Source organism: Trichococcus pasteurii (assembly GCF_900112935.1).
Classification (GTDB): domain Bacteria; phylum Bacillota; class Bacilli; order Lactobacillales; family Aerococcaceae; genus Trichococcus; species Trichococcus pasteurii.
On the sequence record NZ_FONM01000001.1, the window covers coordinates 50,048 to 68,130 of the forward strand.

Consider the following 18,083-nt stretch of genomic DNA (forward strand, 5'->3'; position numbering starts at 1 on the left):
CCGGAGCACCGACTTCAGATTCGTACGCAACTCCGGCGGGCACCGCCTAGCCGGAGCAGCCGGCCCAAGATCCGACATTCCTCCGTGCAACGCTGTCTTCACCGGAGCAGGCATCGTTTTTCCATGCTCATCAGCCCAGTCTTGGCCGTGCGGGAACCCATCTGGTATAATCGAAGCAGAATCAAAAAGACAAGCCAAATAACCGCTGCGGCGGCCAAAACAGCGAGAGGGAAGGCAACAAACATGACCTTAAAACAATTAAGATATATGCTGGCAGTCGCACAGTACAAATCGATCAACGAAGCTGCAAAAAAATGCTTCATTTCACAACCGAGCCTCTCGAATGCCATCAAGGACCTGGAGGAAGAAATCGGCTTGGAACTGTTCATCCGGACCGCCAAAGGCATCACGCTGACTGCGGAAGGCAGCGAATTCCTGAAGTACGCGCAGCAAGTGATCGAGCAAGCGGAATTGCTGGAACAGCGCTACCTCGACAAGAAGCCGGCCAAGCAACTGTGTTCCATTTCGACCCAACATTACGCGTTCGCCGTCAGCGCGTTCGTGAATATGATCAAAAAGAGCGGAGCGGATGAATACAAGTTCACCCTCCGTGAGACGCGGACCCATGAAATCATCGAGGACGTCAAAAGTTTCCAGAGTGAAATCGGCATCCTCTACCTGGATTCGTTCAACCGCAATGCGCTCAAAAAAATCCTACAGGAGAGCCAGTTGGAGTTCCACCCCCTCTTTGAGGCGGAACCGCACATCTTTGTCAGCGTCCGCAATCCGTTGGCGGCCAAACAGAGCGTTACCTTGGCGGATCTTGAGGACTATCCCTACCTGTCGTTCGAACAGGGCGAGCATAATTCCTTTTATTTTTCGGAAGAGATACTCAGTACTGTCTTCCATAAAAAAAGCATTCTGGTCAGCGACCGAGCGACTTTGTTCAACCTGGTGATCGGCTTGGATGGCTACACCATATCTACAGGCGTACTTAGTGAAGAGTTGAACGGCACGGATATTGTTTCGGTTCCGTTGGATGTCGAAGACCGGATGGTGATCGGTTGGATCGCCAACAAGAAAGCGGGAATCAGTCGACAGGCGGCCGCCTATATCAAGGAATTGAAAGCAGTGATCCGGACCTATGGGAATTAACAGGTTCGCTCTTTTTTTGATATAGCCTTCTGCTATAACTGAATATATTTTTTTGGTGTTACTCTATATCTTCATTTCATGGCATACTATTGGAAATAAATGACTTCTTGTGGAAGTCATCAACTGACATGATCAATTGTACACAAAGTAAGTGAGCTTAACATTTGCCACTTTGAACAAATTGAAGGAGGACATGATTATGAAGATTAGAGATATGATCAGCAAAGGGGAACCAACCGTTTCGTTTGAAATTTTTCCGCCGAAAAGCAGTTATGCCCTTGAAACAGTGTTCGACACATTGGGCGAATTGAAGGACCTGCATCCCGATTTCATTTCCGTGACCTACGGCGCCGGCGGGACAGCCCAAAGCAACACGGTCGAAATCGCATCGCGCATCAAAAAGGATTTCGGCATCGAATCGATCGCCCATTTGACCGGCTGCACCTCGACAAAAGAGGGCATGAAACGGACACTGGCATCGATCAAGGATAGCGGCATCGAAAATATCCTGGCTTTGCGCGGGGATATCCCGCAGGAAAAATTGACGGACAAGAATTGGAATCCGGAATACCGTTACGCTTCCGAGCTCATCGACGACATCAAAGCAGCAGGCGATTTTTCGATCGGAGCGGCCTGCTACCCGGAAGGACATGTCGATTCCATCAACAAAGTGGATGACCTGAAAAATCTGAAAAAGAAAATGGACCATGGCGCTGACTTCATGATCACGCAGCTTTTCTACGACAACGATCTTTTCTATCAATTCAAGGAGAAATTGGATCTTGTCGGCATCGAACAGCCTGTCATCGCAGGCATACTGCCGGTCCTGAACATCAAACAAGTGAAACGGATCCAGGAAATTTCAGGCTGCAACTTGCCGCCGAAATTCTTACGGATACTCGACAGATACGAGCATGATCCGGCATCACTGCAGGAAGCCGGTATCGCTTATGCAGTCGATCAGATCATCGATTTGCTTTCTTCCGGGGTGGATGGCGTCCACATCTACACGATGAACAAGCCTGACGCAACAAGAAGGATCATGGAGAACATCTCTTGTGTCCGCAAAGCGGTATGCAGAAAAGAGCCGCAAAGATGAAGACGGATCTGAAGCTGGTCGCGAAGTACCTTGGCTTCGGCAACAAACAACCGGACGAACGGACAAGGAATGACATGGAGAACATCGCTGCCCAGTTTGAGCAGGCGGTAACCGGGAAATGGACTTATGGCCATTATCTCCTGGACCATTCAATTGAAGGCTTGATCAAGCTGGAGGGGACTGCAGTAGTTCTTGAAGGGAAAAGCATCAACCGCACGCTTAAGCGCTGCAAAGAAGTCTATATCATGGTCTGCACATTAGGCGCGCAAGGAGACCTCCTCATTGAGCGCAATAAAATGATGTCACCTACTATGGGCATGATCGCGGATGCCTGTGCATCCGCATTCGTCGAGACGATTGCGGACAGTTGCCAGCAGGAAATCGAAAGCCAGCTGCCAGCGGGAGCCGCATTGACTTTCCGCTACGCGCCCGGATACGGGGACCTTCCGTTGGCCACCAACAAAACGCTGCTCGGGGAATTGCAGTCAGACAAACGGATCGGGGTCCATCTGACGGATTCGATGCTGATGACTCCAAGAAAATCGATTGTGGCGATTTTGGGCGTTCTGGAGGAAGGCATCTCCAAAGGGAAGAATCATCGCTGCGGGAACAAAAGCTGCAGCGAGTGCGATCTGAACGACAGCTGCACGGCCAGAAGTTAAGCCAGGGGGACAAAAAATAATGGATATCAGAAAACAAATTGGGGAAGAATTGCTTCTTTTCGATGGAGCGATGGGCACGATGCTCCAGAAATATGGGATGAAAGCCGGCCAAAACCCGGAAGCGTTGAATCTGGAGGATCCAGAGCTGCTCAGCCGGATCCATCGGGAATACGTCGAAGCCGGTGCACAATTCATCACGACAAATACATTCGGCGCCAATGCCTACAAATTGCAGGAGACCGGCTACTCGGTCACGGAAGTGATCACTGCGGCAGTTGAAATCGCCAAAGCGGCAACGGCAGGGACCGGGGCGAAAGTGGCGCTCGATATCGGACCGGTAGGAAAGATGATGAAACCGATCGGATTGCTTGATTTCGACCAGGCTTACGACTATTTCCGCGAGCAAGTGACGATCGGAGCGGCGGCCGGAGCTGATCTGATCCTCATCGAAACGATGTCGGATCTGGGGGAAATGCGCGCTGCCGTGTTGGCGGCAAAAGAGAACTGCGACCTGCCGATTTTCGCAACGATGACCTTTACGGAGGACGGCAACACCTTGACCGGGACTGAGCCGGAAATCATGGCGCTCTCTTTGGATGCATTGGGTGTGGATGCACTGGGCGTGAACTGTTCATTGGGGCCTAAGGAGCTGATTCCCATCATCAAAAGGATATTGGCATTCACGAACACATCAGTGATGGTGCAGGCGAATGCCGGCATCCCTGTGACGGAAGCGGGCGTCGCCAAATATAACGTCGTTTCCAAGGCTTACCTTGAAGTCGCGAAAGAGTTGGCCGGTTTGGGGGTTTCCGTTATCGGCGGATGCTGCGGCACGACCCCGGAATACATCCGTGATTTGCAGCAGGCCAAGGCGTCTTTTGCGAAAAGGGAAATCAACAAATTGAAGCGGTACGTCTGCTCCGCGCAGAAAAAGGTTTGCCTGGACGGCCAGATCACCCTCATCGGTGAGCGGATCAACCCGTCAGGCAACAAGGCTTTGAAGGAACAATTCGTGGCAGGCAATCCATTAGCGGCCATCAAAGTCGCTTTCGAACAGGTCCAAAAAGGTGCGGATGTTTTGGACGTCAACACCTCTTTGCCGATGATCGACGAAACGGACTATATGACAAAAATAATCGATGGGATGAGCGGCCTAGTGGAAGCGCCGTTGCAGTTCGATTCGACCAAGCCGGAAGTGCTTGAAGTAGCCTTGAGGCGCTACAGCGGTGTTGCGATCGTCAATTCGGTCAACGGGAAAGAATCCTCGATGGCCGAAATTTATCCAATCGTCCAGAAATACGGCGCCTTTGTGGTTGCCTTGTGTCTGGATGAAGCGGGCATCCCGGATGATGCTGACGGCCGGACAAAGGTCGCCCAAAAGCTGATCGACCGAGCGGCAGAGTACGGCATCGCTGCCGAAAGATTGCTGGTGGATTGCCTTGTGCTCACTGCAGCTGCCCAACAGAAAGCGGTTATGGAGACGCTGAAGGCCTTGCGTTGGGTCAAGGAAAACACGCAAGCTTTGACCACTTTGGGATTGAGCAATGTTTCCTATGGGCTGCCTTTCCGTGCCTTGATCAACCGTACCTATTTTGCGATGGCTTTGACTTCGGGACTGGATACGGTCATCATCAATCCGGGGGCCGACGGAATCGTCGACACGATGCGCGCCTTCAATGTTCTGTCAGGGCAAGACGAAGGTGCCATCGACTATATCGACTACAACAACAAGAAGGCTGTGGTCAAATCCGATGGTCCCAAGCAGGAAAACGTGGTACGTTCCTACCGGGAAATGCTGTTGGAGGGCGACGAAACAGGGATCATGAAGGCAACCAACGCGCTGCTTAAAGACAATACACCATTGGCTGTCGTGGACGATCACATCGTGCCGGCATTGGATGAAGTAGGCAAGCTCTATGAACAGAAGAACATCTTCTTGCCTCAGTTGATCCGCGCTGCCGAAACGGCCGGAAAAGCTTTCGAGACAATCCGTGCAAAACTTGCGGCCGGCAATGAAAAGCTAGAATCGAAGGGGACGATCGTCATGGCCACCGTAAGAGGGGATATCCATGATATCGGAAAGAATCTGGCCAAAGTGCTGCTTGAAAACTATGGCTACGACGTCATCGACCTGGGCAAGGATGTCCCGATCGAGGAAGTTGTCGCTGTTGCCAAGCAACGCCAAGTCAAACTGGTCGGGCTGTCTGCGCTGATGACGACGACCGTCACTGCGATGGAGGATACGATCACGGCCTTGCGCGAGGCAAATCTGCCTGTGAAGGTCTTCGTCGGGGGAGCCGTACTGACAGAAAAGTACGCCAAAGCCATCGGTGCGGATTATTACTGCAAAGATGCCCGAGCCGGCGTCACCGTAGCCGAAGAAGTTTTTAGTACAATGTAAAAAAAATCCCGGAAGAGAATCCATTCAAAATGGATCTCTTCCGGGATTTTTCTTTTTAGGCTGGACGTCTTGTTTTATTCATGTCATCCGGTTTTGATCTTAAGATAACAGCGCTGATGAAGAGAGCGACCGAATACAGTGCCAATACGACATAGAGAACGTTGTTGAAGGAACCTGTCTTCGCAATGATGAAGGCACTCAATTGGTTCCCGGAAAGTCCGGCAAAAGCCCAGGCAGATAAAGCCAGTCCGTGGATGGTGCTGATGCTGTTCATCCCGAACCGGTCGGCAAGCAATGGCGGAAGGCTGGAGAAACCGCCGCCGTAGCCGGCGTTGATGACACAAAGCGTAATGATGACTAAAGGAGCGATTGCATTGTTGATGCCGTTCGCCAAAAGTGTAAGCGCCGTAGCAGCGATCGACAGACCGAAAATCCAGATATAAATGGTGTTTCTGTCCTTCAACCTGTCTCCGAAGGATGCAAAGCCAAGCCGGCCACTTGCGTTGAAGAGTGCTGTCAATGAGCTGATCACTCCGACTGCACCGAAGCCGATGAAGTGCAGCAAATCCTTCTCCTGCGAGATGAGCGCCAATCCGCAAGTGATGTTGATGAAGAACATCAACCAGATGCCGATGAATGTTTTGTTTTTGAAGATGTCGAGGATGTTTTCGCCTTTCTTCATCTTCACGGGTACTTCCACCCAATCGGATGGTTTTTTCAACAGCAGATGGCCCAGGAACATCATGATGAAATAGACAACAGCCAGGATATAGAACAGTTTGTAGAGCCGGGTCGGGTCAACGAGCGTACCATCCGCATTGGTTGCACCCAAAAGCATCTCGATGATCGGGCTGGCGATGACCTTTGCCAATCCGAATCCGGCCACCGCTATCCCCGTTGCCAAGCCTTTGTTGTTTTTGAACCACAGCATCAGGGTTTTGACCGGCGAGAGATAGCCGATGCCGCAACCGATGCCCATCAGGACACCATAAGTCAGAAAGATGCCGATCAGCGATTTTTGCTGGATGAAGAATCCGGTTCCGGCCATCCCGGCGGCAAAACAAATGGACGCAATCAGGGAAGATTTGTGGATGTCCTTCTCCACGACCCTGCCCGCGAAGGCAGCCGACATTCCAAGGAAGAAGATGGCGATGCTGAACGCCCATTCGACCTCGCCTAGCGGCCTGCCGATATATTCGGCGATGCCCCCCTTCAGCAAGGACCAGCAGTAGACTGTCCCGATGCTGCAGTGGATAAGCAGTGCCGGGACAGCGGCACGCATCCATTTATTTTCGATGTTATTCATTTTGAAGCCCCCCTTAGGTAATGATAGTATGATTGCGTGAATATTTAATCATGCTACCGTCATCTTAACCCCGATTTACTGGAAATGCAATCGCTTTCCGAAGCCGTGGGAGAGGGCAGTTTGTCCAATCTGGACAATGTTCTTCCCTGGGAGGCTGAGCAGACGGAATTTTCTGGATAAATAGAAGATTTGTCGGTAATATGAACTATGGACAGTGAAGGAGGAGTCAGAGGATGCAAGTTGAGATAAGGAAAGCTGATCTGCAGGATTTGGACGCACTGAAAATAATAGAGGACACTTGTTTCCCGGAAGCCGAGGCGGCTACGCTTGAATCACTCAGTGAGCGGCTACAACTGTTCCCGGAGAGCTTCCTGGTTGTTGAAGTCGAGGGTGTACTGGTTGGATTCGTGAACGGAGCCGTCATCGATGAACCGATCATCCGCGATGCCCATTACCATGATGCTGCGCTGCATAATCCGGATGGCGCTTATCAAAGCGTATTCGGTTTGGATGTGAGCCCAAACCATAGAAGGCAAGGAATCGCTGAAAAGTTGCTGACGGCACTGATCGATGCGGCCAGGCAAGCAGGCAGAAAAGGCTTGACGCTTTGCTGCAAAGAGGAAAAGATCCCTTATTACGAGAAATTTGGGTTGGTGAACAGCGGCAAATCGAGCTCCACGCACGGGAACGCCGTTTGGTATGACATGATTTTGCATTTTGAAGAAAAAAGGATAGAGAAAATGGATCTGAAAATCATATTGGCGAGTCAATCGCCAAGACGCAGCGAATTGCTGTCATTATCCACAAAAGACTTCGCGGTCCAAGTTGCGGACATTGACGAAAAAGCGATAGAAGAACGCATCCTGGCCGAAGCGGGACAAGAAAAGTTCCTGGACACTGCCACGGAACTGGTGGAAACGTTGGCGCGGGAAAAAGCGTCGGTCATCCACCATGAGAACAGGGAAGCGATGGTCATCGGTTCGGACACTGTGGTCGTGTTGGACGAAAAGATCCTCGGCAAACCGGTAGATGAGGCCGACGCCTATGCGATGCTGCGCGCACTGGCAGGCAAGACCCATTCGGTCCTGACCGGCGTCAGCATTTTATGGGGCGAAAAGGAAGAGACTTTTGCTTCTGAGACGAAAGTCAGCTTCTTTGATTGGGATGATCGGATGGAGGCGGAAGTGAAGGCATATGTTGCATCGGGCAAGCCGATGGATAAAGCCGGAGCATACGGCATCCAGGAGGAAGCCGCGCTCTGGGTTTCCGGAATCGAAGGGGACTACAATACGATTGTCGGGTTTCCGGTCGCCTTGGTCGATAAAGCCATCCACCGGTTGCTGACGGAAGCACAGACAGAGAAGTAGTTTTTGAAAGCAAGAAAAAACGATCGCGGTCAGCTGGATGCAGCTGACGCGATCGTTTTTTGCTTTTACTCGTGTATTTAGGACTTGGAATCGGAAAGCTCGATCTCACGGATGACGCGCGCCGGGTTCCCTGCAATCACGACATTGTCCGGGAATGATTTGGTCACGACGCTGCCCATGCCGACGACGACATTGTCCCCCAGAGTGACACCTGGACCGATTACGGAAGAGCCGCCGATCCAGACATTGTTCCCGATCGTGATCGGTTTCCCGTACTCCCAGCCGCTGTTCCGTTCGACCGGATCAATCGGATGGGTGGCGGTATAGAAGCTGACGTTCGGCGCAATCATCACGTTGTCCCCGAATGTGACCGGGCAGGTGTCCAGTATCGTACAATTGAAGTTCGCATAGAAATTCTCGCCGACAAAAATATTGAAGCCGTAATCCAGCGAAAATGTCGGTTCGATATAAATATTTTCCCCAGTTTTTCCGAACCAATTTTTCAACAGCTCACTGCGCTTGCGGGCATCCGTTTCGTTGTTGAAAAGGTGCATCTTTTCCCGGGAACTGTGCCGCATGGAGGAAAGCTCCGGATTGCTGGAAAAATAAAGTTCACCGGCGATCATTTTTTCTAGTTCTGATTTCATTTTATAGTCTCCTTACGTATAGGATAGTAAATTTTTTGATTATTTTTACTAATTATAACGAAACATTTACTGATTTGATATACGAAATGAATCAGGCGCTATTTTATTTTTGCTGGATTAAGGCATATTGGATTTTTCGGAAATCGGACTGTTAAATTTTGGATTGTAAAGCATAAATGCAGTAAGATGTGTGTAAGCGATAACATTTACGAAGTGGATGATTGGGGTGGATGAGTTGAAGGAAGCTATGTTGTACGAAAAACTGGGGGACGGCAGAGTCAGGTGCGGCGTCTGTCCACATCATTGCGTCATAGCGGAAGGCAAACGGGGAATCTGCGCCGTCAGGGAGAATCGGGAGGGGACTCTGTATGCATTGAATTATGGGAAAGCAATCGCGGTTGCGATCGACCCCATCGAGAAGAAGCCGCTCAATCATTTCCTTCCCGGCACTACAGCCTATTCGTTCGCTACGATCGGGTGCAATCTGCGCTGCCTCTGGTGCCAGAACTGGGCGATTTCGCAGGCCTCCAAACCGGATCGTCCGATCTATGGAGAGGACATCAGCCCGGAAGAACATGTGCGGCGGGCTTTGGCTGCCGGCTGTCCTTCCATCGCCTACACGTACACGGAACCGATCATCTTTGTAGAATACGCGCTTGACACGATGAAGCTGGCCCGTGAAGCGGGATTGAAGAATATCTGGAAGACGGCCGGCTATGCGACGAAGGAAACGCTGGATGCAATCATTCCTTATTTGGATGCCGTCAATGTCGACCTGAAAGGGACTGATGACGAAGTCTACAAGGAACACTGCGGCGGAACGACGCAGCCGGTCCTGGACACGATCAAACACTTCCATGCAGCAGGTGTGCACCTCGAAATCACAACGCTTGTCGTCCCAGGGGTGAATGACCGCATCGACCAACTGGAACGGATGGCGCGCTTCATCGCCGAGGAAGTCGGCAAAGAAGTGCCTTGGCATGTCAACCGCTTTTTCCCTGGCTGGAAAATGATGGATACGGCCATCACGCCGATGGAGACCTTGGAAACAGCCGCAGCCATCGGCAAAAAATACGGTTTGCAGCACGTGCACATCGGCAACATCTGAAAAGGAGGGATCCCTTATGTTGGTTTTTGGCGTCATCAGTCCGCATCCGCCGCTCATCATTCCGGAAATCGGTGGGAAGGACATTGAAAGGGTAAAACGGACAGTGTCTGCTATGGAGAGCGCGGCCGAAAGACTTTCCGTCGCAAAACCGGACCGACTACTCATCATCTCGCCGCATGAAGGACATGGCTTTGAGGTTCCCTTGCATTATCTCGACAGACAACTGCCGCCCAACCTGGAAACGGAAAAGATTTTGGTGACGGTGCCTTCCTACGAGCACTATTATGAATGGGGAAAACGCTATGGGGGAGCTTGCGACCAATCGGATCTGCGCACAGCCATCATCGCCTCAGCCGATCTGTCGCACGTGCTGAAGCCGGACGGGCCCTATGGCTATCATTCGGCGGGACCGTTTTTTGATAAATTAGTGATCAAAGCCATCAAGGAAAAGGATGCCGGGCAACTCTTGCGGTTGGATGGCGGGTTCCTTGAAAGGGCTGCGGAGTGCGGGCTGCGCTCCATCCTGTTCCTGATGGGAGCGTTCGAAGGCAGGGAATACGAAGCGGAAGTGCTCTCCTACGAAGGCCCTTTCGGGGTCGGTTACCTTGTCGCAACCTTTATGCCTTCGGAGTCCGAAGAGCAAATCAAGGTTGCGCGAAGTTTATAAAACAAGTTTTGGAAGGTTGCGTCATTCATTTTTTAGTAAAAAGAGGCGATAAAGTATGAAGAGAACATTTTTCACCTCGGAATCGGTCATGGAGGGGCACCCGGATAAACTCTGCGATCAGATAGCCGACGGGGTTCTGGACGCCATTTTGGAAGATGATCCGTTCGCGCGGGTGGCTTGCGATGTTTCCGCCAGTACTGGTTTGATCACGGTTTTCGGCCAGATTACGACGGTCAGCACGGTGGACATTCCGGCCATCGTGCGGTCCATCATTCAGGATGTCGGCTATACGGACAGCGACTTTGGTATCGATGGGAAGGCCTGTTCCGTCCTGATCGGTTTGGACAGGCAATCGGCGGATATCGCCGCAGGAGTGCGATCCTCTTTGGAAAAGCGGCTCGGTTCGGACGATGAAACGGACCAATTGGGCGCCGGCGATCAAGGGCTGATGTTCGGCTATGCCTGCAAGGAAACAACGGAGTTGATGCCGCTGCCGATCACGTTGGCGCACAAGTTAGCCGAGAAGGCTGCGGACCTGAGGAAATCAGGGGAGCTGCCCTATTTGAGGCCGGACGGCAAAACGCAGGTGACTGTGGAGTATGCGGACGAACGGGTCAAACGGGTCGAAGCGGTCGTCATTGCTTGCCAGCATGACGAATCAATAAATCAAGAACAAATCAGAGAGGACATGCTACGGAAGGTGATTCCGGCTGTCATCCCGCCGGAACTGTTGGATGATCAGACGAAATATTTCGTAAATGCCACCGGCCGTTTCGTCATCGGCGGTCCTGCCGGCGATTCGGGATGGACCGGTAAAAAGATTATCGTCGACACCTATGGCGGCTCTGCGCGGCATGGGGGAGGATCCTTTTCCGGCAAAGATCCGACCAAAGTCGACCGCTCCGCTGCCTATGCTGCCCGATATGTGGCGAAAAACGTCGTGGCAGCAGGCTTGGCCGACAGCTGCGAAATCCAGCTGGCTTATGTCATCGGAATGGCCAAACCCGTTTCCATCCGAGTCGAAACTTTCGGGACCGCCAGCATTGCTGAAGAACAGATCGAAGAACTGATCAACAAGCACTTCGACCTGCGCCCATCCGCAATCATCCGCGATTTCGACCTGCGGAATCCAATCTACAGAAAGCTTGCCTGCTACGGCCATTTCGGTAGGCCTGAATTGGATTTGCCCTGGGAGCGGACCGATAAGGCTGCCTTGTTGGCGGAAGAAGCGATGGATTTGAAATGATTGCCGAAACGTCAGACAGGGGATGAATTTTATGGATAGAAAGCAGATTCGTCAGGAAAGGAGCAATTTGTTAAGATTGGTCCTGTTCCGGCTTTTTTCAGGGTTGCTCCTGATCGGAGGCACCTTGTTCGCATTGGCGGGCACCTTCCGGTATTGGCAGGCATGGCTTTTTCTGGGGGCATTGGCGATTCCGTTGGTCATGACGCTAGTCTTTTTGATGCGGAAGGATCCCGTTTTGCTGGGAAAACGGATGAACCTGAAGGAACCGCGCAAAGAGCAACGCAAAATCGTCCAAATTTCAGGGCTGTTCATGCTCCTGGGCTTTTTTCTGCCGGGGGTGGATTTCCGTTACCAGTGGTCCGATGTTCCGCTTTGGCTGATTGTTGCCAGCGTCATTGTGTTCGAGTGCGCCTACGCGATGGTGGTCGCCGTATTCGCCCAGAACAGCTATGCCTCCCGGGTCGTCGAAATCCAGGAAGGGCAGCAGCTGATCGATACCGGGCTCTATGCGATCATCCGCCACCCGATGTATTCGGCATCCATCATCCTGTATCTGTCGATTCCGCTGATGCTCGGGTCCTATGTTGCCGTGATTCCGATGGTTTTGAGCTGCCTCGAAATCATCGCGCGTATAAAAGACGAGGAGGAGATGCTGAAAGCAGGGCTAGCCGGTTACACAGCCTATACCCAGCGAGTCAAATACCGCCTGATCCCCTACATTTGGTGAGTTTGCGAGTCTGGCATGTTCACTCATACAACAAAAAAACAGCCCGCTGACTGGTTCGGATTTTTCCGAATAGTCAACGGGTTGTTTTGGATTATTGGGTGATTAGATGGCTAGCTTCACGGGTTAGCCCTTCAAAAAATATAAAGGAACCCCTTGTCTCTACGATCCAAGGATACTATTCGACTAACCTGCTGACGCAGGAAGTCTCTCAGCATATTGCGCTCTACGATGCTCAGTCGGCACGATTTCCTAAATTTCTTTCAGGGCTGAGCGAACCCGTTCCGCTTTTCTTATTTATTCAAATATTCTGTCAGTCCGGCGTTCCGGAGTTTGCAGGAAGGGCATTCGCCGCAACCACCGGGGACACCCATATAACAAGTATGGGTATGTTCCTCGATGTAGGCGAGGCAACCCAGCTGATCGGCCAGCTCCCATGTCTGCGCTTTGGTCAGGTACATCAACGGCGTTTCAACGTTGAAATTGTAATCCATGGCCAAGTTCAGGGTCACGTTCATCGATTTGACGAACACATCGCGGCAGTCTGGATAGCCGCTGAAGTCCGTTTCGCACACGCCCAATATGATGGTGCGGATGCCTTTGGATTTGGCGAAAATGCCTGCCAACAACAGGAACAGTGCGTTCCGTCCATCGACGAAGGTGTTCGGATAGTCTTCGGCATCGGCTTCTTTGATTGTCTGCGACTCATCCATCAATGCGTTCGTCGTGACTTTACCCATGACCTGCGCATCCAAGATGTGGTGTTCGACCCCCAGATCTTTGGCAATCCATGCCGCCCGTTCCAGTTCGATGCCATGGCGTTGGCCATAGCTGAAGGAAAGCGCCACTGTGTTTGCCGCGCCGTACTTTTGGATGGCTTGGATCAGGCAAGTCGTGGAATCCTGCCCGCCTGAAAAGATGACCAATGCTTGTTTTTGCGTTGTCCCGTTCACATTTTCCATCTAGCGGTTGTCGACTTTCTCAGGATAAAGATCGTGCTGCGCCAAGCGTTGCCAAGCCACGTCTTCCCATTTTGTGTCGGGTTTGCCGTAGTTGCAGTAAGGATCGATCGAGATGCCGCCTCTCGGTGTGAATTTGCCCCACACCTCGATGTATTTCGGCGCCATCAACGCAATCAGATCCTTCATGATGATGTTCATGCAATCCTCGTGGAAGTCGCCGTGGTTGCGGAAACTGAAAAGGTAGAGCTTCAACGATTTGCTTTCGACCATGATCTCTCCCGGGACGTAGGAAATGTAGATGGTCGCAAAATCGGGCTGTCCCGTCATCGGGCACAGGCTCGTGAATTCGGGGCAGTTGAATTTCACAAAGTAATCATTATCAGGATGCTTGTTCGGAAAAGTCTCGAGGACTTTCGGATCGTAGTCCTGCGGGTATTTAGTCTGTTGGTTGCCCAATTGGGTGATGCCGTTCAGATCGGCTTCATTTCTGCCTGCGGTCATTTCTTTTCCTCCTTGCGCTTAGGGTTTCAGAAGCGCGCTTTTATAGAATCGTTTTTCCAGTGCCTGCACCAAAAAGTAGCCGACGAAAGCCGGTACCGATTGGCCGATGCAGAGGCTGACGACAAGCGGCAGGAACGGGATGGCCAACAGCTGCGACAGGTAGATCGGCACAACGATTCCCGGAATGAAGATGATCGGTAAAATCAGACACCACTTCGGCAGGTTGTATTTGCGGACAGCGTAAACGAGCGAAGCCGTAACGATGCCGACCAGGGTCCCTCCAAGCATGTCAATGATTCCAAGTCCGCCGAAGAACAGGTTCGACATAAGATTGGCGAGACCTGCCGGGATGATCAGAAACGGGTTAAAATAAGCTAGGGCGTAAAGAGTTGTGGCGATGCGGATTTGATATTGTCCAAAAGCGAAAGATTGCGTCAGAGCCATGATGACGATGTACATAGCGATATACATTGCTGAGAAAGTCAATTTTTGTGTTTTTGTGAATGTTTTTTGCATCGATCCACCTCCTAATATTTTTTTCAACGCCTTACAAGAATATGCACAAAAAAAGACGCACGGATGCCGAGAAGGTTGTATCTAAGGATAACAAGCCATCTCAAAAAACATTCCTGCGTTTTGATTGCATGATTCTATTTCCCTAGTTTTATTTAACGACAGGATGGTTACGAACTGTCCCGAACAGTTTAACAAATATCGGCGAAGTTGCCAAGGGTGGTTTTCAATGTTCATGGACCCAAGTTTGTATAAGGGAATTTATTTTATTATAATGAGGATAAAGATAACGCTATCACAGTCGCATATGAGGGCAGTAGAGTAGGTTCAATCAGCAGGAAGGATGAATAAAAATGGATTATATCAAGAGTAACATCAAGAAAAGCATTTTTATCGAAGCGCCGCTGGTAAAGGTATGGCAATATGCCGCCAATGTGGGGAATTGGGAAGAAATCCATGAGGGTCTGAAGATCGTCAAGCAGATCAGCGGGGACGGCGGCCTGTCCAGTGTCTACAAAGCGGAATACGACATGTTCGGGAAAATGGTGCCGGTGAACATCGAAGTGCAGCAATCGGAACTGTTCCCTGAAGAATTCGTCATGCGCGCAGCCATCCGGGTGGACACAGTCGATCCGGCCGAAGATTCTTTCGTGCGGCAAAATTACACGGCCAAAGCGGAGGAAGGCGGAACGACGTTAAACTTGGAAAGCATCCAGAATATTCCTTACGTCGATAAGAATAAAACATTCGACAAAGAAGCTTACCAGGAAAAACGTGATGAACTGGCGCAGCAAGCAATCGAGCGGATCAGGCTGTTCTGCGAAGAGTGAACTGGCGCAAACGGTGATGGTGGAACTGGAAGCGGAACCCTTTGCGGGATTCAGATCCAGTTCCGTTTTTAATTCCGTCCCGCACACTCGATTTCACAAAAACGCGGATTTATTACGTTTTTCCTGTTATACTGAGACGACAAATCAAAAGTGAAAGTAGGACAAGATGAATTATACAACATTTGAAGACTTCGCAATCAGCGAAGAAATCGTTACGGCACTAAAGGCATTGCGTTATTTCAAACCGACGCAAGTACAACAGGAGGTCATCCCGCTGACCTTAAAGGGCAAAGATATCATTGTCGAATCGCAGACCGGCAGCGGCAAGACCGTCAGTTTCGGCGTACCGTTGTGCGAAAGTGTGAGCTGGGAGGAAAACCGTCCGCAGGCGCTGATTTTGGTTCCGACAAGGGAACTGGCTCTGCAAGTGAAAGAGGACATCACCAACATCGGACGGTTGAAGCGGATCAAGGCTACTGCTGTCTTCGGCAAAACTTCCTTCGATACGCAAAAATCGGAATTGAGACAGAAAAGCCATATCGTAGTCGGCACTCCGGGCAGGGTATTGGATCATCTGCAAAAAGGGACAATGAAATTTGACAAGATACGCTACCTGGTACTTGATGAAGCGGATGAGATGCTGAATATGGGCTTCATTGAGCAAGTGGAAGCCATCATCGATTTCCTGCCGAAACAAAAACAAACGCTGTTGTTCTCCGCGACCATGCCGAATGAAGTGGTGCGTTTGGCCAGCTTCTATATGAAGAACGACCGCGTATCGGTGAAAATGGAAAGCGACGAGGCATCCAAGCCGAAGATTCTGCAATCCTTCATCCGTGTCCAAGAGTCGGGCAAACCCAAGCAACTATTGGATCTGCTGACCGTTGAGAATCCGGACAGCTGCATCATCTTCTGCAATACGCAGGAAGCCGTAAACGGACTGTACACATTCTTGAGCAAAGCCGGTTTACCGATCGATAAGATGCACGGCGGGATGGTGCAGGATGACCGCACAGCCGTCATGGAAGATTTCCGCAAAGGCAGACTGCGTTATTTGGTGGCTACGGATGTGGCTGCGCGCGGGATTGACGTCGATAACGTGACGCATGTCGTCAATTATGATGTCCCCGAGGAGAAAGAAAGCTTCATCCACCGTACCGGCAGGACCGGCCGCGCCGGTAAAACAGGGGTAGCCTTGACCTTGGTTACGCCTAGTGAGGAAAGAACCTGGCAGGGAGTGAAAGACTTCGCGCAGCAGGAAATCACCGAAATCGATCCGCCGAGCGCACGCTTCGTGCAGCATCACAAAGCGGCTTTCGAAAAGAAACTGCAGGAACGTCCAGTCATCAAACGCGCGCGCAACCGGGAATTGAACAAGGACATCACCAAAGTCTATTTCAACGGCGGCAAGAAGAAAAAACTGCGCGCCATCGATTTCGTCGGCACGCTGACCAACATTCCCGGCATCGATGCGGATGATATCGGCATCATCACGATCCAGGAAAACGTGACCTACATCGAAATCCTGAACGGCAAAGGCCATTTTGTGATTTCCGAGATGCAGAACCGCACCGTCAAAGGCAAAGCGTTGAAAGTGCATAAAGCAAAGAAATAGATGCAGCAAAATTGAACGATTGAATGCGAAACGACCCGCATGTCTCCGTTAATTGAGGAGCTTGTCGGGTCGTTTTGATGCGCTTGCCTCAAGATTTCGGGTGGCATTCCTGACCGACAGGGGCTATACTAAGAAACAGAAAGTGGTGAATCAATTGAAACCAGTCGCAACGTATGAAGAAATAGAACAGCAACGCGGAGACAAATCGATTTTGTATGTGGATGTCAGGAGTCCTTCCGAGTATGCGAAGTCAACCATACCAGGCGCCGTAAATGTGCCAGTCCTGGATGATGAGGATCGGAAAACAGTGGGGACGCTTTACGTCGCCGGCAAGATCGATGATGCTAAAAGCCACGGTATCCAAACCATTTCCCCAAGATTACCGGAAATGTTCAACCTCTTCCAGGAGTATACAAAAGCCTACGACCAAGTCGTCATCTTCTGCAGCAGGGGAGGATTCCGCAGCAATTCAATTTTTTCCCTGCTCAAATCCTTGGGGATGAATGTTCATCGGATGGAAGGCGGCTACAAAAACTACCGCAGCACGATCAATAAGCTGATCCCTGTATTGTTCGAAAAGGTCCAATTTGTGACTCTCTACGGCAATACCGGAACCGGGAAAACAGCCATTCTGGAGGAACTGAAGAAACGCGGAGCCAATGTGCTTGATTTGGAGGCCTGCGCCAACAACAGAGGGTCCGTCTTCGGAGGCGTCGGCCTTAAGAAGAAACAGCCGCACAACCAAAAAATGTTCGAGAGTCTTTTGGCCGAGAGCGCTGCTGGATGGAAGGAGCCGCTGATCGTCTTTACCGAAGGCGAAAGCAAGCGGATCGGACAAGCCGTATTGCCGCCTTCGTTGGTGGATGCGATGCAGAAGGGCCTTAACCTGAACATCGAAGCTTCATTGGATTACCGGATCGGACAGATCAAAAAAGATTATCTCCACAGCAATGAAACAGAGCTTCTCACAGCGCTTGACCGCTTGAAACCTTATCTGAATGAGGCGCGTGTCGAGGGCTACAAGGAACAGGTGCGCCAGCAGAATTTCGACGCGGTCATCGCGGATCTGTTGGTGAAATACTATGATCCCCGTTACAATTTCAACAAAAAGGAATTTGCCGCCATCTTCCGGAACGAAGATGCCGCAACAACGGCCGAATCCATTCTGGAATGGATGAAGCAGAGGAACGATTGATCAACCAACAAAACAGAGCAGCTGCCCGTGAATGGGTTGGCTGCTCTGTTTTGTTGTTTTACAAGAAGATAGTCGCTATATTAAG

At 50.9% G+C, this 18,083-nt stretch carries 16 protein-coding genes and 1 pseudogene; 12 read left to right on the forward strand and 5 right to left on the reverse strand.

What is annotated here, in order from left to right:
• Positions 1-243 precede the first annotated feature (243 nt).
• The 4 genes from BM184_RS00260 to BM184_RS00275 all read left to right on the forward strand — a co-directional run bounded on the left by BM184_RS00260 (position 244) and on the right by BM184_RS00275 (position 5,317).
• Positions 244-1,155, forward strand: a complete 912-nt coding sequence (locus BM184_RS00260; RefSeq protein ID WP_086942408.1) for a LysR family transcriptional regulator — start codon at positions 244-246, stop codon at positions 1,153-1,155.
• Positions 1,156-1,354: 199 nt separating this feature from the next.
• Positions 1,355-2,254: a methylenetetrahydrofolate reductase [NAD(P)H] gene (gene metF / locus BM184_RS00265; RefSeq protein WP_086942043.1), complete on the forward strand. Its 900-nt coding sequence runs from the start codon at positions 1,355-1,357 to the stop codon at positions 2,252-2,254.
• Positions 2,251-2,916, forward strand: a complete 666-nt coding sequence (locus BM184_RS00270; RefSeq protein WP_160116916.1) for a vitamin B12 dependent-methionine synthase activation domain-containing protein — start codon at positions 2,251-2,253, stop codon at positions 2,914-2,916. The genes metF and BM184_RS00270 overlap by 4 nt, the downstream gene beginning before the upstream one ends.
• A gap of 19 nt (positions 2,917-2,935) precedes the next feature.
• Positions 2,936-5,317 (forward strand): homocysteine S-methyltransferase family protein, encoded by a 2,382-nt coding sequence (locus BM184_RS00275; RefSeq protein ID WP_086942045.1) that lies wholly within the window; start codon positions 2,936-2,938, stop codon positions 5,315-5,317.
• Between the two features lie 55 nt (positions 5,318-5,372).
• Here BM184_RS00275 and BM184_RS00280 read toward each other — a convergent pair whose 3' ends face one another.
• Positions 5,373-6,614, reverse strand: coding sequence for an OFA family MFS transporter (locus BM184_RS00280; protein ID WP_218150968.1), 1,242 nt, complete (start codon positions 6,612-6,614; stop codon positions 5,373-5,375).
• Between the two features lie 242 nt (positions 6,615-6,856).
• Here BM184_RS00280 and BM184_RS15360 point away from each other — a divergent pair, with 242 nt between their 5' ends.
• A complete protein-coding gene (locus BM184_RS15360) occupies positions 6,857-7,990 on the forward strand; it encodes a Maf family nucleotide pyrophosphatase (protein ID WP_218150954.1) in 1,134 nt (377 codons plus the stop codon).
• Between the two features lie 98 nt (positions 7,991-8,088).
• Here BM184_RS15360 and BM184_RS00295 read toward each other — a convergent pair.
• Positions 8,089-8,637, reverse strand: a pseudogene (locus BM184_RS00295) (sugar O-acetyltransferase); the annotation flags it as partial.
• 226 nt (positions 8,638-8,863) lie between these two features.
• Between BM184_RS00295 and amrS the strand changes: the two are divergent.
• From amrS to BM184_RS00315, 4 genes are read left to right on the forward strand one after another with little or no spacing between them, the layout of a single operon-like run.
• Positions 8,864-9,745, forward strand: coding sequence for an AmmeMemoRadiSam system radical SAM enzyme (gene amrS / locus BM184_RS00300; protein WP_218150955.1), 882 nt, complete (start codon positions 8,864-8,866; stop codon positions 9,743-9,745).
• Between the two features lie 16 nt (positions 9,746-9,761).
• Positions 9,762-10,412: an AmmeMemoRadiSam system protein B gene (gene amrB, locus BM184_RS00305; protein WP_086942048.1), complete on the forward strand. Its 651-nt coding sequence runs from the start codon at positions 9,762-9,764 to the stop codon at positions 10,410-10,412.
• 55 nt (positions 10,413-10,467) lie between these two features.
• A complete protein-coding gene (gene metK, locus BM184_RS00310; RefSeq protein WP_086942049.1) occupies positions 10,468-11,658 on the forward strand; it encodes a methionine adenosyltransferase in 1,191 nt (396 codons plus the stop codon).
• Between the two features lie 31 nt (positions 11,659-11,689).
• Positions 11,690-12,385 (forward strand): methyltransferase family protein, encoded by a 696-nt coding sequence (locus tag BM184_RS00315; protein WP_177208484.1) that lies wholly within the window; start codon positions 11,690-11,692, stop codon positions 12,383-12,385.
• 290 nt (positions 12,386-12,675) lie between these two features.
• Here BM184_RS00315 and queC read toward each other — a convergent pair whose 3' ends face one another.
• The 3 genes from queC to BM184_RS00330 are packed head-to-tail and all read right to left on the reverse strand — an operon-like array spanning position 12,676 to position 14,361.
• Complete coding sequence (queC, locus tag BM184_RS00320) at positions 12,676-13,335, reverse strand: 7-cyano-7-deazaguanine synthase QueC (protein WP_245830572.1); 660 nt, start codon at positions 13,333-13,335, stop codon at positions 12,676-12,678.
• A 9-nt stretch (positions 13,336-13,344) separates the two neighbouring features.
• A complete protein-coding gene (gene queF, locus BM184_RS00325; RefSeq protein ID WP_086942052.1) occupies positions 13,345-13,845 on the reverse strand; it encodes a preQ(1) synthase in 501 nt (166 codons plus the stop codon).
• Between the two features lie 18 nt (positions 13,846-13,863).
• Positions 13,864-14,361 carry a QueT transporter family protein gene (locus BM184_RS00330; RefSeq protein ID WP_086942053.1) on the reverse strand — a complete coding sequence of 166 codons (498 nt, stop codon included), beginning with the start codon at positions 14,359-14,361 and terminating at the stop codon, positions 13,864-13,866.
• Positions 14,362-14,711: 350 nt separating this feature from the next.
• On the opposite strand from BM184_RS00330, the gene BM184_RS00335 reads away from it, so the two are divergent.
• The 3 genes from BM184_RS00335 to mnmH all read left to right on the forward strand — a co-directional run bounded on the left by BM184_RS00335 (position 14,712) and on the right by mnmH (position 17,998).
• Complete coding sequence (locus BM184_RS00335) at positions 14,712-15,188, forward strand: SRPBCC family protein (RefSeq protein WP_086942054.1); 477 nt, start codon at positions 14,712-14,714, stop codon at positions 15,186-15,188.
• 166 nt (positions 15,189-15,354) lie between these two features.
• Entirely contained in the window at positions 15,355-16,803 is a 1,449-nt protein-coding gene (locus BM184_RS00340) for a DEAD/DEAH box helicase (protein ID WP_086942055.1), read from the forward strand.
• A 61-nt stretch (positions 16,804-16,864) separates the two neighbouring features.
• Positions 16,865-17,998, forward strand: coding sequence for a tRNA 2-selenouridine(34) synthase MnmH (mnmH, locus tag BM184_RS00345; protein WP_177208485.1), 1,134 nt, complete (start codon positions 16,865-16,867; stop codon positions 17,996-17,998).
• The last annotated feature ends 85 nt before the right edge of the window (positions 17,999-18,083 follow it).